This is a genomic window from Calothrix sp. FACHB-168 (assembly GCF_963889195.1).
Classification (GTDB): Bacteria; Cyanobacteriota; Cyanobacteriia; order Cyanobacteriales; family Nostocaceae; genus Aulosira; species Aulosira anomala_A.
In genome coordinates this window covers 67,983-84,137 of record NZ_CAWPNJ010000085.1, presented here as the reverse complement: position 1 = coordinate 84,137, position 16,155 = coordinate 67,983, and the positions used below count along the sequence as shown (strand labels likewise).

Sequence of the window (16,155 nt, the reverse complement as noted above, 5' to 3'; positions counted from 1 at the left end):
AAATCAGGAGGCTAATTGTTCTGTTATTTAAAAGCTGTTGACTGCTAGCTGGCAACATACTCTTTAACATTGGCTCGACGACGACGTAGATGAGCTAATGCTTGATGCTCTAACTGGCGAACTCGTTCGCGGCTGAGATTTAATCTTTCACCTACTTTCGCCAAAGACATTTCGTTACCATCTTCCAATCCAAAGCGCAGCGCTAGAACTTCTCTTTGTTGGGGTGTAAGTTCCGCCAACAGAGTGTTCAAGTCTTGGCGCAAGAATTCCTGAGTGGTGTAATACTCTGGAGAAGGGCCGTCATCTTCTAGCATTTCTTGCAGCTCGGTATCTTGGTTGTCACCGACGCGCACATCCAAAGATACTGGCTGACGAGCCATGTTTAAGTACTCGCGAATTTGCATGGGTTCTAGTTCTAGTTCTTGAGCGATTTCTGCCGGATTTGGCGATCGCCCTAATTTTTGCGCTAGTTCCCTTTGTACTTTTTTGATTTTGTTCAGCTTCTCGGTAATATGGATCGGTAAGCGGATTGTCCGTCCTTGTTGCGCGATCGCTCTGGTAATTGCTTGGCGAATCCACCAGTAAGCATAGGTAGAAAACTTATATCCCCTCATTGGGTCAAATTTTTCTACACCCCGCTCTAAGCCGAGAGTTCCTTCTTGGATTAAATCCAGAAACTCCATATTGCGCTTTTGATATTTTTTCGCAATAGCGACTACTAAACGCAGGTTCGCTTCAATCATCTTTTGCTTCGCCCGCTTACCTTGAGCTACAGTCTGTTTCACCTCGGTTTCCGATAAGCGAACGCGATCCGCCCATTCAGATAAACTCGGTTCGTGGTGCAACTCCTTCGCCAAAGCCTCTTTAGCGTCCACTAGCGTCATCATTTGTTGCACCTGCTTCCCGAAAACAATCTCTTGCTCACGGGTTAAAAGCGGCACACGACCAATTTCTCGCAGATAGGTTCGCACCATATCAGCCGTGAATTTGGTGTTGAGGTTTTCGGTTTGGGTGTTAACAGTAGGCATTGGTGCGTTGTCCTCTACTCCGTAAACACAATGAATCTTTAATAATTAAGTCAGATTTGGCAAGATACTACATCTATCACGGAAGGTAGGCAGCGATCGTTAACAATCAATTTATACATTCGTTGAAACGACGGTGCTTCCTCTAGATAGGTTCCCCTACCCTGAGTAAATTTTTTAATCTCTTAGAAATACACTGGCTGGTTGTCAAGAATTCTTCTTGCTATCAGTCACTGGCGGTAACTGGAAAAATATGAAGTCAGTATGAGTTCTACTTTTATTAGTATACGACAAATATTTTAGATAGTAAAGTAGGCCAGATAAATCTTTCAATTATAGGATAAAGTGGTTTGTTTGGCAAAAAAAATCAACTTCCTTTAGAGTGCTAACTATTATCTATAGTGACGCGAAAACCTCCGCTTCTGTTGCCGAGGAGGGGGGAGATAACCGAACTGATTGTTTGTGGGAGTTACGACAGGGGCTAGGGAAGGGGGACAAGGGAGACAAGGGGGACAAGGGGGACAATTGTACAGACGCGATTCATCGCGTCTCTATTGACTAAAACCCCAAATCGGCTTTGGCTAGTTCAGCCGCCGCGAATAATTCTGCGTCTGGTTTTTCTTCCCAAGCTGGATCGCCAATTTCTGCATAAAATGTTGCATCATAGGGACGGGTACGGACTACTACTGGCATGGGGACGGCGTGACCCAAAATCAATGCTTGTTGCTTAGAATCTAATTTGGCTAATACCGATCGCAAACTACCAGCACCGGAGACTCCCGTAAAAATTGCGTCAATGTCTTTTTCATCATTGAGCAAAGCAGTGATACGAGTCCCAATTTGGGACATAACTTCATTATCTATCCCTGACGGGCGTTGATCAACTACTAGAAGTGTTACGAAATATTTCCGCATCTCTCTAGCGATTGTCCCAAAGATTGTACTTTGAACGATCGCAGGATCGAGGAAGCGGTGGGCTTCTTCAATGGTAATCACAAGTTGGGTCGGGCGATCGCTTACATTGCCACTGTGCAAGAAACGTTCGGCTTTGTTGACATAATGGCCGTGAATACGTCTGGTGATCATGTTTGTCACCAGCATATATGAGAGCATATCCGACTGGGAGCCAAATTCCACAACTACATGCTTACCTGCTTCGAGCGATCGCAAAATTTGATTAATATAATTTTGCGGGCAAGCAGCACGCATATACTTTAAATTATCTAAGCGCAGAAGTTTGCGCTGCAAGGACATAATTGAGCCTTGGTGTCCCCGCTTTTCTTCACAAAACAGCTTAATTTCTTCATTTGTCATGTTCAACAACTGAAGAATCCAAGCTTTGCCATACTCTGCATAGAGAATATTGGCATTATCTAAAGCTGCATCCGACAGTCCCAAATCACGAGAACATAATTTTACATCTTCAACTTCTATTTGCTCGTAACTGAGATACAGTTCTTGCGCATCCCTGACACCCCGGCGCTTGGTGGATTCTGGATCTAGGGTATAAACTTCTACTTTACCGGGAAATAACTGTTTTAATCCTTTAACTGTACTATATTGCTTACCTTCACAGACAGCTTGCCAACCATACTCCGAATGCATATCAAATATTAAATTTACCGCCGCGTTTTTCCGGACAATCCCGGCTAAAACTAAGCGCGTCAGGAAGGATTTACCAGTACCCGATTTGCCAAAAACTCCGTTACTTCTTTCAACAAATCGATCCAAATCGATACATACAGGTACATCCATATCCAGAGGTTTCCCGATGGAGAAATTTTTCCTCTGGGTATCATCTTCCCAACCAAAAACGCGGCGAAAATCTTCCTCGCTGGCTTCGTAAACTTGGCTAAAGTGACTGGGGATAGTTTTGACTGGCAGTAATTCCATTGAAGTGCTGGTTTGTGGCTGAAATGAAGCCAAACCAGTCATCGAGGATGCAAAGGGATTAGCAGATTTACCATTAGTGGGAGAAAAAGATTCTGCTACTTCTTCAGGGGTAAACATTAACATCGGCGCGAGATTAATTGTCCCGTAAGTACCGCTACCTGCTAAAACTTCCCGTAAAAAAGTATCTTCCCAATGGGGTGGATCGGCAATGATGCGTGCATTTGCAGTTCCCAGCGCCACATCTGTTAGCATACAGAAAAAGCGCGATCGCATCCCTTGCACAACTAAAAATTTCCCCACCCGCATATCTTCCACAGAAATATCCGGGTGTAATCTAACTTCTAACCCTCCAGTGAGAGAGCCTTGGGTAACTGAACCTAAAGGTTGTCCAGAATTCATTTGATTAGATATATCAATATTGGGCTGAACTTATGCTGCATTTTAGTTGTAGAGTTCAAGCTTGCGACGAAATTTTAGCATAAAATGGCAAGGGTCAATAGTCCAAAGTCCAGAGTCAATAGTCCAGAGTCAATTATCTGTTGACTATTGACTGTTGACCATTGACTATTGACCATTGACTATTGACCATTGACTAATTAATCAATTTGAATCGAAGTTGGTCTGCTTGCTGATGGTGAAGTCCCGATTAAGGGTTTACGGAATTGGCTATAAATGCGATCGCGCCATTCAAAGAATGGGGCATAATCGGGATTATCTGCTAATCCAGGGACGCCTTTACCTTGTAAGCTGGCGGGTAAATCTAAATAAGGGCCTTCGGGAAATTTTAAGATAATCGATAAACCAGCCACTGCTAAATCAGCTAAACTCGGTTCATCTCCTAATAAATAGGGACTATCAGCTAATAGTAGGGTGAGTGCTTCTAAATCTTGCTTTAAATCTGCGATCGCAGATTTGATCACATCTGGACTATAACCTACACCCACACCCAACACTGTTAAGAAATCGCGGGGTACACCTTCAATTAAAGTTTTGAGGATATCTGGTGTGGAGGTGGGTAATAAGGACTTGCGAAAATTTTGGTCTTGACTAATCGCTGCAAATAGTGCTTTACGTCCTTTAATCCCGATTGACTCATCCGCCCATTCTTCTATTAATAAACATGCACCTCTTTTTTTTGGATCTGCCGGTATCAATGGGCGATCGGGATATTCTAAGTCTAAATACTTAGCTATTTCTGTAGAATCAACAATATATCTACCACCATCTTTCAACACTGGTACTTGTCTTTGACCAGTCAGGCGAAATAATTCTACCTGGCCAATTCCCGGTGTCACCTCTATTTTGCGGTAATTTAGCCCCTTATAATCTAAAATTAACCGCACTTTTTCTGAATATTGCGAAAGTTCCCATTGGTATAATTCCAACATTTTGCTGACCCTATAACTAGTTAATTGAGCAATGTTACTAATTGTAACTTCAGTTTCAGTTATCGTTTTCCTAATTCAATTAATGGCGTGATGGCGAGCTAACTTAGTATCTGAGAGCGTTCAAATTTACGCTTTTTTGGTAAATGAGCTAGCATATCAGAAAATGATTTGCCTGTGGATGCAACGATCAAATAATTAAATTATTTTGGGAGTTATACATAACTTAACCTAACATCTTCAGGCTGAATTTGCACTGATAATTTGCATTTTTCTGACTTCAAATACACGCAAGCAAAAGTATAAATAATTACTTAAGCGCTTGCTAATAATTTTTAAGAAAGTTAAATAATTAAGTTAACTTATATAGATATTGCTGAAGTTTTCAACATACCTTGCAATTGTTGATACCATAATTTTTGACTAAAACTATCATCCCTAAGCGGCATCATCTTCGAGAATTATCAAGGATTTTGGTGAAAACATCTTGCTTCTCAGGTGAGATTTTTGGCATAGCAAAATGTTATAAGTCTTTATGTAACCTGTGCAAAGTTAAAACAAAAAAATTTATGAAGGCAAATTACAGCCAATTGCTGACCAGTCTGGCAGGTATAGTTGGAATTGCAGGAAGCAGCTTCTTAATTAACTTACCATCTCAAGCAGAAGAGGCAACAAATCCTAACCCTACTATTTTTAGCGAAGCACCCTACAACCGCACTCAACGTATAGATGCTAACGCTAACTATACCCCTGTTCAGTCTACAGAGGATACAGCAAAAGGTGCGACTTCAAACAGAAATTTGGTAGCACAGAAACCTAACAAGAGAGGTGTCAATCCTCGTCCTAGTATTTTTAATGAGCCTCCTTACAACCGTGGTAGCCGCACTGCGGGTGCTGAAGTTACACCTACCTCAAACAGCACACCTGAACCTAAACCAAGCACACCAGCAACAGAAGTACCCGCAACACCAGCAACACCAGTAACACCAGTAACACCAGCAACACCTGTAACACCTACACCTAACCAAACTACACCTGGTAGTGGTTCCAGCAATAATAACCAAGATAAGAACTTGGTAACATTAGCACAGTCAAATGCTTCTTTTTCCACTCTCACTAAAGCCTTACAAGCAGCTGGATTAACAGACACTTTAGCTGGAAAAGAGAATTATACAATTTTCGCACCTACTGATGCTGCGTTTGCTAAATTGCCACCAGATGCAGTCAGAGATTTGTTGAAGCCAGAAAATAAAGAAGTTTTAGTCAAGATATTAACTTACCATGTAGTACCTGGTAAGGTTCTATCAACTGATTTAAAATCTGGTGAAGTTAAAAGCATTGAAGGTGGTGCTATCAACGTTAAAGTTGATCCTAAGGCTGGCGTAACTGTAAATGATGCCAAAGTTACTGAGGCTGATATCACTGGTTCTAATGGCGTTATTCACGCGATCGATCAAGTAATTTTACCTCCTGATTTGTAATTGCATAGCTGAATTAAATTTATAATGTCAGCAATTTAGTTTAACTAAACCCCGTTCAAATTAAAATTGAACGGGGTTTATTTGGGAGCATCCCAAATGTGCAAAAACGCCCTCACCCTATAAGGGTGGGGCTAGAAATACGAAGCCTGCCTACCCTTCGGGAACGTCTTCGACGAACGCAGGCTAAAAGTTTGATAGCCTGCAAAGGCAGGCTTTGTTGGTATAGCAATACCCTTCTAGGGTATTGCGTCAAAATTGGGATGCTCCCTTTTATTTTATATTACAAAATTCAATAAAATATGTCTTTTGACAAATGATACCAATTTCAATAATGTTTGCCTTCATCAATATATTCTAGAGGGCATGGCATTGCCATGCCCCTACCATTTGTCGTATTCTTTTTTTAATTGGTAAGACAAATGACAAATGACAAATGACAAATGACTTTCAACGCAATAGTTAACGCATAATCGGACTACCATGATGATGCAATAAATACCATTTTCCCCCAAGCAGTTGAAATACATTTGTTGCTATTGATTGCGCTTCTAACCTTCTACCATTCACTACGTGCAGAATATTTTCTACTAACACCACATAAGCGATATTATCAGCTACTTCTGTAGCCATGATATCTAGGTTAATTTCGATGTACGCAGTACTTCTAAATATCTGTTCCCAAGAGATGCGAACTTGTTTCCAACCTCTTAGTATACTGCGTCCGGGATGAACGCAAGTACTACCAATTCCTTGTGACCAGACTGCGCTCATGGCTTCAATGTCTTTTTTTTCAAAAGCCCGGTAAAATGCTGTATTAACGGCTAAAATTTCAGATGTCATGGGGAGGGTAAATGATTAGTTAGCTGCTGTTGCAGAACTTCCTGATTATTTTTGTGTCAACAGTAGGTGCAGAGTTTTTAATAGTTCCTGCACTGTATATGGTTTAGACAAAAATGCTGTATGCTGGAGTGTTTTATCTATCGGTACTTGTTCGCTTGTTGCTAATCCACTGACAGCTATCATAGGTAATTCTGGATTTATGCCATGCAAAGTTGCAATGGTGGTTGCGCCATCCATTTTTGGCATCATCATATCGATAATTGCCACTTTAATTTTATCTTGATTGCGGGCATAAAGTGCGATCGCATCAATGCCATCGCTAGCAGAGATAATTTTGTAATTATAGCTTTCTAAAGATGCTTTTGTTACTTCACGAATTGCTGATTCATCATCCACTACTAACAGCCATTCTCCATTACCATTAGGCATTTCGCTATCTTCTGGTATGGGAATTGCTACTGTATTTACCGCAGGTAAGTAGACTTTAAATGTTGTCCCTTTTCCTAGTGAACTGGATACGTTAATAAATCCACCATGTCCTTTAATAATACCGATCGCTGTAGATAAACCTAATCCTGTACCGTAACCAAATTCTTTAGTGGTAAAAAATGGTTCAAAGATTTTATCTAATAGTTCGCTAGGTATACCAAATCCGGTATCCGTAATTGTTAAAACTAAGTAATGACCTACTTGGGCTTCAAAATGTACCTGACTATAGATTTCATCAATGTAAATATTATTCGCGGCTATTGTAATTGTCCCGCCATCTGGCATGGCATCGCGGGCATTTAAACATAAATTAATCAATACTTGATGTAATTGGGTACTATCACCATAAACTGGGAATAAATCTGCGGCTAATTCTGTAGTTAAGCTAATGGTTTTGGGGAATGTTTCTTGAATAATTTGTTGCAGTTCATCGATAATTTGCTTGATTTGCAGTACGCGGCGATCGCCTTCAATTCCCCGAACAAAAGATAGGACTTGTTTAACTAAATTTGCGCCTCGTTTGACGTTGGTTTCTACTATCGATAACATTTGCTCAATTTGCTGTCCAGAGGCTTTCATTTTCAGCAGTTGTACTGACATTAATATTGGCGATAATACATTATTTAAATCATGGGCGATTCCACTGGCGAGAGTGCCGATACTTTCCATTCTTTGGGCACGTAAAAATTTCTTTTCTAGTTGTTTTTTTTTGGTAATATCTGTATCTACAATCAAGATTGATTTAGGTTCTAAATGCTCGTCTCGGACTAACATCCAGCGACTAGCAACGATGATTTCTCTGCCGAATTTACTAATTTTTTCTAATTCTCCTTCCCAAGAACCTTGTTGAATTACAGTCTGACAAATTTCTAAATATTGTGCTAAAGGTTCATTGCTAAAAATTTCATGGGCAGTTTTATCGATCGCTTCTGCTGCTGTCCATTCATAAAGCTGTTCGGCGCTTTTATTCCACAGCAGAATTTTATTAGATAAATCTCGCAGCACAATTGCATCTGTAGAGATATCTAACAATGCAGCTTGTTCGCGTATTTGTTGTTCTACTTGTTTGCGCGTGGTAATATCTTCAAAGATATATAACCGCCCAAAATATTGATCTAGGCGATCGCGAACTTGACTAGAAAACCGCCGAATTGTCCGTCCATCGTTAAATGCAATCTCATCTTCGATAACGCAACGGTATTCTTCGCTTTGTAAGGGAGTGCAGGAAGCAGCAAAAGCCGGAATATCTTGAATTAATTGCAGACAATCGGGGATAATATCCTGATTCTTCAATTTTCGCTCTGCCATCGGCGATTGAAGATGTTCAATACCCCAAATTTCACAAAAGCGATCGTTAAAATACAAGATATCATCGGTGCGGTTGTTTACCACATAAAATGCTAAAGGGGAAACACTAGTCATAGAACGTAACAGTGCTTCTGTCCAGCGTAATTCGTCTTCGGCTTGTTTGCGATTGCTGATATCTTCAATTACATAGGCAAATTGTAGCGGCTTGGTGTTACTTTGAGCGATCGCGCTCACTGTTGCAGATAACCATGTTTTACCTTGGGGAGTATCTACAGCATATTCAAACTTCACAGGTGATTGACTAACTGCTGCTTGCTGATAATAATCCAGCCACTTGACTATCTGCTCATCTGGTACACCCATTTCTCGCTCGCGGCGATTTTGCATAGCATTGGGGGTGAGTCCTAAAAATTTCGCTGCGGCTAGGTTGTCAGAAATATGGCGGATATCATTATCTAACAATTCCACAATTCCCATCATCATCGGCGCGCTATCAAAAAAACTGCGCAGAGTGCTTTCACTTTGATATTGTGCTTGCTGTGCTTGTTTAAATTCTGCTTTAATACTGGCTAATTCCAACAAGCTCCGACGCATCTCTAGTTCTCTAATTGCCAAACTGCTTAAAGCTTGTAATGATGCAATTTGGCGATCGCTAATTTGACGGGGTACGCGATCGACTACACAGATAGTCCCAATTGCTTCTCCTCCCGGTGCAATTAAAGGTACACCAGCGTAAAATCTCACATTAGGTTCAGCGATAACCACTAAAGAATTAGCATACTGTTCATCTGCTAAAGTATCAGGAATAATCAGAGGTTGGGATTGCTGGATACATATAGGACAAAAACCTAATTCTCTGGGCATTTGTTCGATATTTAACCCTACTTTCGCCTTAAACCACTGTCGATGACTATCAATCAGATTAACTAAAGCGATGGGTGTCTGACAAATCTCTGCTGCTAAAAATGCTAGATCGTCAAATGCTTTTTCTGGGACAGTATCGAGAATTTGATATGTACGGAGAGCCTCAAGCCTTTGTCTTTCAGGGTTACACAATGCAAAGTTCATTCAACTTTCCTACTACTATTGAATTACATAACTTCGTGCGATTCACGATTTGCTCAATTCATCCAGCAGAGAAAACGTCAATTTGACGGTATTTGACTAATGCTTACTAGGATTCTGCTTGTTAGTAAAATCTATACATTTGTTAATTTTTAGGATTAATTAGTAAATTTTTTGTGCAAAACATTAATCTAGCTGACATTGACTCGCAATACAGCCGTTGAATCTGAGATTGTCTAATCAATTTTGTCACAAACTATAATTACCATTAATTATAGTAATGTATCTAGAGAAAGATGACTGTTAACTGTCAATTTGACATAAATTTACTTTAATCATCCTATTGCTTTTATATTAGTAATCTCATAGATTAAGACAAATTTAAACAATGGTGGCAAAAGTATGGATTAGCGCCAAAAACATCCAGCAGGCGATGTCAAGGGAATGACTGTTGACTGTTGACTGTTGACTGTTGACTGCGCCGCACTGAGCTTGTCGAAGTGTTGACTCTTCAGAGAGATTTTCATGTTTGATGGTGAAATTTTCTCGTGAATGGCTAACTTGCAGAAGTCATGAGTCATTGGTTATCGCTCAAGCGATAGGATGAACAAAGTATATAGATGTATATGAACTTTTTTATGACAAATACACTAAACTTGCGAATTCCCCAAAGAACTGAAGATAGCTTTGCTATTACTTTTGCACCATTGTCTATTGCAGAAATCTATACTAAAGCCGAAGATCCAGCTAATGGTGCGATAGTAATGATGAGTGGGATGGTTCGCAATCAAACTGATGGTAAACCTGTAGTTGCTTTAGAATATCAAGCCTATGAACCGATGGCGTTACGGGTATTTGCACAAATCGCTGCTGAGATTCGTTCTTTGTGGAATGATGTGAATCGAGTAGTCATCCACCATCGCATTGGACGTTTACAAGTAGGGGAAATTAGCGTGTTAGTTGCTGTAGGTTGTCCCCATCGTAGCGAAGCTTTTGAAGCTTGTCGCTATGCTATTGATACCTTAAAACATAATGCCCCAATTTGGAAGAAAGAACATTGGCAAGATGGTTCTAGTAGTTGGGTGAGTATTGGTGCTTGCGAACAGTCAGGAGAAAGTTGTTAATTTGGTATAAGCAACAGATACCTAGAAATCGTGTTGAGGTACTTCAAAGTCGTGTTGAGGTACTTAAATGTCGTGTTGAGGTACTTAAATATCGTGTTGAGGTACTTCAAAGTCGTGTTGAGGTACTTAAATGTCGTGTTGAGGTACTTCAAAGTCGTGTTGAGGTACTTAAATATCGTTTTGAGGTACTTAAATATCGTTTTGAGGTACTTCAAAGTCGTTTTGAGGTACTTCAAAGTCGTTTTGAGGTACTTAAATTTGCTCGTACTGACTACCCCAGAACAGAAACAGAAAAACTCAAAACTGCGATCGCCTTCTAAGTCTGCGCCTGTGATTTTGCAATAGCGCTGAATACTTGTAAATAAATATACCTGAGATTCAGTAAATAAATTTTAACCTTTCGTATATATAGAAATCCGTAATCATTTATGAGAGAATAGTAAAAATCAGTAAATCTACTGCCAAATTAGGCTGTAATTAGCGATTAGACCCTAACCGCTAGATTAATTTTATCTATGCATTTGTATGCTAAATTCCTGTGACTCAGTAGGTTGGAGTTATAAATTATAGCCCTTGCCAATAATCATAGATAATTATGACACAAACTCATTCAGAAGCTGATAAATTAAAACAAAAACTTCAGGAATTAATCGCCATAGCCTCTCAAGTAGAAATCAAACTAGCAGATAGATTAAAAGCTATTGCCAGTCCTTTAGAAAAGATGCAAAGTGGGACAATGATGAGCCGCAAGTATCTGCTACTTGGCTTAAAAGAGATTCTTGCAGATGCAGAATTTTGGCTATGTTATCGTCTAGCTAACCCAGAAGAAAAACAGCAGATAAAAGATGCTATCTTACAAATTCATAGATATTGGCATTTAGAGATATTCCCCACTTGGTTCAACAAACACGATAAAGATTTTCCCAGGTGGAAGGAAAGTTTAATCACGAATGAACCACCACCTGATGATGCCAAGATAATTAACGAAATTAGTAGAAGTATTAGAAGTAAACAAAGGCAAAATAAAGATTATCAAATTGCTAGAATTATTAGTAAATTGATTGCCGATAAAGCCATAGATACAGATTTAATTGCGACTGCTAACCAAGATAATCCCTTGTGTGTACAATTAACCCAAAGCGCCAAGGAACATACAGATAATAAAATCAGAGAATGGAAAGAGACTTACAATTATTATGCAATAAAACGAGGGTTATTTGCTGGCTATAATCCGCAAAATCCACAATATATAACCTGGCTGACAAAACATATAGTATCAGGTGCTGATGACATTGCCACAAAAGACTATAAAGACGTATTTCTTAAATAAAAAAGCATAAATATTTTGATATAATTAATTATATATGAGTCCAGTTGAAGAAAATTCACATCAAAATAGTATCGTTGCCAAAGCAATGAATGCATTGCTAGTGGCTCAGAGATTGCAGAGAAATAAATTATCTCTGGGTGCAGATTATGTCAATCTTGATTCTCAAAATGCAGATGATGAATGGTTTGAAAATGGACTGACTGAAGCTGATGTACCAGAAGAATCAGAAAATCAATCCTCACCCATAACCAGCGAAGGTATTATTCTCACACCACAACAGCAACAAACAGCGATCGCCAGAATCGCGAATTTACTGCAAACCCAGCCAGACAGCGCCGGAATTCGCGTACAGTACCTCACCCTAGTAGCAGATCGAGGTACTTTAGAACAGCAACAAACAGCAATTCAGCAAACAGCCACATGGCTACAATCCCATGTTGACGCACCAGCAGTTTGGGAAAAATACCTCATCTTAGTCAGTAGAGTAGGGACAACTCAACAACAGCAAGCAGCAATCGTAGAAACCCTACAGTGGTTAGCATCCCATCCTGAAGATATATATGTACGGGAACAATACTTAGTACTGGTAGAAATTGCGGGAACCACTCAACAGCAGCAAGCAGCCATAACTCAAACTTCTGCTTGGTTACAAACTCACACAGAAGATAGATATGTGCGCCAGCAATACCTATATTTAGTAGCTACAGTAGGAACCCAACAACAACAACAGCAAGCTGTAGGTGACACCACAACTTGGTTGCGATCGCATCCCCAAGATCAATATGTCCGCGAACAGTATTTAGAATTAATCAATAGCGAAGCCACAAAACGGATCAATCTCCGGCGATTACATCAAATTTTAAACTCACTCGGCGATAGTTTTGATAACTTATTAGCTAATACAACAGAACCAAGATTAGCTTTTCGTTCCAGCACTGGTATTTGGCAAGAACGCTATCTCGAACAATTTACCTTAGATAAACAAATAATCCAATTAAATATTGCCATCAGATTAGAAACAGACGCAAAAATTAGTGTCAGATTGCAGTTACAACCAATAGATAATAATAATTATTATTTACCAGAAACTTTACAGCTAATTTTACTGTCTCCATCAGGAGATATTATTTACCAAGACCAAGCTGGAAGTAATCGAGAACTAATAGAAGTGATAATTCCCGATGGTGAACCTGGAGATAGTTTCATCGCTCAAATTATATTAGGCGATACCAGCATCATCAAAGATATTGGAGTTTAACTAAAGTAAAAAAGTAAAGTTGGTAGGAAAGAAAGAGTGGTAAAGGTAGTAGTTCTCAAACTTAGAACCGAAGGAACTCAACAAGATTTTGCGGTTAACTTAGAAATAGCCAATAATGGTGAGTATCCCTTTGCTCAAGTTTTGGGTACTTTGCCTAAATCCCTAGAAGTTGACACCCACCATGATAACTGGCAAAATGCCTACCGAGATTTAGATATACAACGTCGATTTGGTACCCCCCAAGCTGGGAGAACTAGCAAAGATCCCCAACAATGTAGCATCTCGGCTACAGAGTTAAAAAATAGCATGAAGCAATGGTTTGACCATCCGCAGTTTAGCAGAGTTCGCGAAACAATATATAGAGAACTCAACCGCAGCGATGAAATTCGCCTGCTGATTCAAACCGAAGATAGTAAATTACGTCAATTACCTTGGCATTTATTTTTTGATAGTTTTCTCGATTTATATCGCCAAGCCGAAATTGCTCTATCCTCATCTGAGTATTATAAACCAAATATTTCATCAGCAAATAAAAGAAGCAGAATTAGAATTTTAGCAATTTTAGGAGATAGAACCGGCATTGATTTAGAAGCCGATATCAAAGAATTGAGAAATTTACCCGACAATCCCGAAATAGTCTTTTTAGCAGAACCACAACGTCCCCAATTAGATGATTATCTGCGGGATGAAACAGGCTGGGATATTCTATTTTTTGCCGGACATAGTTCCAGCGATAAAGAAGTAAAAACAGGTTATATCAATCTCAATAAAACAACAAAATTACAAATTAGTGAATTAAAATATGGCTTAGTTAGAGCCTTAGAAAGAGGTTTGCAACTAGCAATTTTTAACTCCTGCGACGGTTTAGGATTAGCGCAAGAACTAGCCGAACTGCATATTCCGCAAATTATCGTCATGCGGGAACCTGTTCCCGATAAAGTTGCACAAGCATTTTTAAAGTATTTTCTCCAAGATTTTTCTCGCAGTAAACCGCTATATTTAGCAGTCAGAGAAGCTAGAGAAAGATTAACTGCTTTAGAATCTGACACGCCTAATGCTAGTTGGTTACCAGTTATCTATCAACTACCAAATAAATTACCTCCTACTTGGGGTGATTTATGTCCCAAAATCAGCAATTCACCACATCCAGAAACCACCCAATCTCCCCCAGCAAAACCATCTCCTAAACCAGCGACAACCAACCAGCAGGATAACATTAATAAAAAGTCTCCTGTACAACCGCCAATAAATACCGCTACACCCAAAACCACAGCATCACAACCATTAAATGCTAAAAATATAACTGATTATATTAAAAATTTACCCAAAACTAAAGAATATCCAGTTTATCAAGTTTTTGGAGTCATTTGCAGCTTTTATCAATATGAAATCGCCACACCTCCAGAAATTCTCCCCCTATGTTTACCGGAATATTCCTCAGCAGCAGTTCAAAAAGTAGTTGATATAGGTATTAATAACGAATTAAAAAATCTCGTGCTTGCTAGCGTGCAAGGAAGATTTCAAAGATTACAAGTAATTGATAATGTAACGCTGCAAAAAGCTATTGCAATTTATCCCCCCAAATCAGGAGAAAAATATTTAACCACAGCAATTCCCGCTTTAGCACCAACTCAAGAAATTCATCAACGCTGGATCTCCCATTGCTTGAGAGGTTTAGCTACTAATGGTGAAGATAATTTAGTTTTAAAAATTCTCCAAGATTATCCAGATAAAATCTCCGCACTTCAGCCCCAGGAAGACGCTCCAGAATGGCCAGTTTGGATGAAAATCTATGCAGCATTGCGACAAAAACATCCAGAAGATAGCAAAATCCGCAGCAAGCATTTAGGGTTAATTTCACGCTACGGTACAGAGGAACAGAAACGTAGCGTCATTGAAGAAACTAAATCTTGGCTCTTGAAGCATCCACAGGAGAGAGTTCTTCATCGCCTATACTTAGCCTTGGTAGCTCAAAGTGGAAGTCAACAACAACAACAACAAGCGATCGCGCAAACTACCACTTGGTTGCACAATAATTACTCTAGTCTGCAGAATGCCCTACCTCAAGATAAAACCATCAGAGATGAATTAATTCCCTTATTACAAAAATTCATTAATCTAGCCCTCGATAATTATCCCCAAAATCGCGACATTTACCAAATATTATTTAAAACCTTTGGCTGGTTTAGAGATTATTTAAATGACAAGCATTGTGACTTATTAGCTACCTTTATTGTTCATCACCCCTTAAATATTCCCATCACTGATTGGGTACAATTTATTAACGCCGCCAATATCCTGCGAGATTTTCATAATGACTTTAAACAAGCGCAAAAGACATATTTACAAGTTTTAAATGCAGCAAAATCTCAAACAAGTAAACCAGGTGTCAGTCTAGAAATTAAACGCATCCTCCGCTATACACAATTAAATTACGCTCGTCTGTTAATTATCCAACCTGCACCAAAACCTGATGAAGCATTGCAATATTTAAAAGATGTAATTGCAGATAATCCTAAACATGGTTTGGCGCACTTATATATAGCTCAGTGTTATCAAATTAAAGGTGCAAATTTTGCTGCCAAAGTGCGAGAATACTATCAAAAAGCTATTGAATTAGATAGAGAGAAAAATGGGTATTTTTGGTATGAGTTCGGTTGTTTTTATCGTTACATCTTTAAGAATAGCGCCCAAGCTCGTAACTGTTTTGAAGAATCTCTCAAACAAAAGCCAAATCTCGGCGCATACGTGGAACTCGCAGATTTAGAATCAGGAAGTAATAACTTTTATCGCGCAAAAGAATTACTGCAACAAGGATGTAACCTAGAACGTCTAATTCGTCGGGAAAAATATCAGTGGCGACAATTAACCCCACGTATCCAAAACATTGAAACTCGCATTAATAATTATTTCAAAAAATAATTTTTTTAGGTTTTGCAATCTTTAAATAAGAGCTA

The 16,155-nt window shown here is 39.2% G+C and carries 12 protein-coding genes; 6 read left to right on the top strand and 6 right to left on the bottom strand.

From position 1 onward, the window contains the following. Positions 1 to 44 precede the first annotated feature (44 nt). From AACW45_RS35765 to AACW45_RS35755, 3 genes are all read right to left on the bottom strand, one after another. The gene (locus AACW45_RS35765; RefSeq protein WP_190630466.1) at positions 45 to 1,028 is read right to left on the bottom strand and encodes an RNA polymerase sigma factor, RpoD/SigA family; all 984 of its coding nucleotides are present in this window, start codon (positions 1,026 to 1,028) and stop codon (positions 45 to 47) included. A gap of 555 nt (positions 1,029 to 1,583) precedes the next feature. Next, entirely contained in the window at positions 1,584 to 3,317 is a 1,734-nt protein-coding gene (locus AACW45_RS35760) for a helicase HerA domain-containing protein (RefSeq protein ID WP_096642650.1), read from the bottom strand. A 197-nt stretch (positions 3,318 to 3,514) separates the two neighbouring features. Continuing rightward, the gene (locus AACW45_RS35755; protein ID WP_190630464.1) at positions 3,515 to 4,306 is read right to left on the bottom strand and encodes a glutathione S-transferase; all 792 of its coding nucleotides are present in this window, start codon (positions 4,304 to 4,306) and stop codon (positions 3,515 to 3,517) included. A gap of 566 nt (positions 4,307 to 4,872) precedes the next feature. Between AACW45_RS35755 and AACW45_RS35750 the strand changes: the two genes are divergently transcribed. Continuing rightward, on the top strand, positions 4,873 to 5,784 hold the full coding sequence (locus tag AACW45_RS35750; RefSeq protein ID WP_190630462.1) for a fasciclin domain-containing protein: 912 nt from the start codon (positions 4,873 to 4,875) through the stop codon (positions 5,782 to 5,784). Between the two features lie 459 nt (positions 5,785 to 6,243). Here AACW45_RS35750 and AACW45_RS35745 read toward each other — a convergent pair whose 3' ends face one another. The 3 genes from AACW45_RS35745 to AACW45_RS35735 form a co-directional block, all read right to left on the bottom strand. Further along, positions 6,244 to 6,624 (bottom strand): nuclear transport factor 2 family protein, encoded by a 381-nt coding sequence (locus AACW45_RS35745; protein WP_190630460.1) that lies wholly within the window; start codon positions 6,622 to 6,624, stop codon positions 6,244 to 6,246. Between the two features lie 45 nt (positions 6,625 to 6,669). Next, positions 6,670 to 9,489 carry a hybrid sensor histidine kinase/response regulator gene (locus tag AACW45_RS35740; RefSeq protein WP_190630457.1) on the bottom strand — a complete coding sequence of 940 codons (2,820 nt, stop codon included), beginning with the start codon at positions 9,487 to 9,489 and terminating at the stop codon, positions 6,670 to 6,672. 404 nt (positions 9,490 to 9,893) lie between these two features. Next, positions 9,894 to 10,067, bottom strand: a complete 174-nt coding sequence (locus AACW45_RS35735) for a hypothetical protein (RefSeq protein WP_190630456.1) — start codon at positions 10,065 to 10,067, stop codon at positions 9,894 to 9,896. 57 nt (positions 10,068 to 10,124) lie between these two features. Here AACW45_RS35735 and AACW45_RS35730 point away from each other — a divergent pair, with 57 nt between their 5' ends. From AACW45_RS35730 to AACW45_RS35710, 5 genes are all read left to right on the top strand, one after another. Beyond that, positions 10,125 to 10,610 (top strand): molybdenum cofactor biosynthesis protein MoaE, encoded by a 486-nt coding sequence (locus tag AACW45_RS35730; RefSeq protein WP_190630454.1) that lies wholly within the window; start codon positions 10,125 to 10,127, stop codon positions 10,608 to 10,610. After that, positions 10,604 to 10,930, top strand: coding sequence for a hypothetical protein (locus tag AACW45_RS35725; protein ID WP_190630711.1), 327 nt, complete (start codon positions 10,604 to 10,606; stop codon positions 10,928 to 10,930). Before AACW45_RS35730 ends, AACW45_RS35725 begins: the two co-directional genes overlap by 7 nt. Before the next feature lie 275 nt (positions 10,931 to 11,205). Further along, positions 11,206 to 11,940, top strand: a complete 735-nt coding sequence (locus AACW45_RS35720) for a hypothetical protein (protein WP_190630452.1) — start codon at positions 11,206 to 11,208, stop codon at positions 11,938 to 11,940. A 34-nt stretch (positions 11,941 to 11,974) separates the two neighbouring features. Beyond that, a complete protein-coding gene (locus tag AACW45_RS35715) occupies positions 11,975 to 13,198 on the top strand; it encodes a DUF1822 family protein (RefSeq protein ID WP_190630450.1) in 1,224 nt (407 codons plus the stop codon). Between the two features lie 36 nt (positions 13,199 to 13,234). Beyond that, a complete protein-coding gene (locus tag AACW45_RS35710) occupies positions 13,235 to 16,120 on the top strand; it encodes a CHAT domain-containing protein (RefSeq protein WP_190630448.1) in 2,886 nt (961 codons plus the stop codon). Positions 16,121 to 16,155: the final 35 nt, after the last annotated feature.

Excerpts from the sequence above, each read along its gene's own strand:
- AACW45_RS35765 (WP_190630466.1), bottom strand. The coding sequence starts at position 1,028 with ATGCCTACTGTTAACACCCAAACCGAAAACCTCAACACCAAATTCACG.
- AACW45_RS35760 (WP_096642650.1), bottom strand. The coding sequence starts at position 3,317 with ATGAATTCTGGACAACCTTTAGGTTCAGTTACCCAAGGCTCTCTCACT.
- AACW45_RS35755 (WP_190630464.1), bottom strand. The coding sequence starts at position 4,306 with ATGTTGGAATTATACCAATGGGAACTTTCGCAATATTCAGAAAAAGTG.
- AACW45_RS35750 (WP_190630462.1), top strand. The coding sequence starts at position 4,873 with ATGAAGGCAAATTACAGCCAATTGCTGACCAGTCTGGCAGGTATAGTT.
- AACW45_RS35745 (WP_190630460.1), bottom strand. The coding sequence starts at position 6,624 with ATGACATCTGAAATTTTAGCCGTTAATACAGCATTTTACCGGGCTTTT.
- AACW45_RS35740 (WP_190630457.1), bottom strand. The coding sequence starts at position 9,489 with ATGAACTTTGCATTGTGTAACCCTGAAAGACAAAGGCTTGAGGCTCTC.
- AACW45_RS35735 (WP_190630456.1), bottom strand. The coding sequence starts at position 10,067 with ATGACTCATGACTTCTGCAAGTTAGCCATTCACGAGAAAATTTCACCA.
- AACW45_RS35730 (WP_190630454.1), top strand. The coding sequence starts at position 10,125 with ATGACAAATACACTAAACTTGCGAATTCCCCAAAGAACTGAAGATAGC.
- AACW45_RS35720 (WP_190630452.1), top strand. The coding sequence starts at position 11,206 with ATGACACAAACTCATTCAGAAGCTGATAAATTAAAACAAAAACTTCAG.
- AACW45_RS35715 (WP_190630450.1), top strand. The coding sequence starts at position 11,975 with ATGAGTCCAGTTGAAGAAAATTCACATCAAAATAGTATCGTTGCCAAA.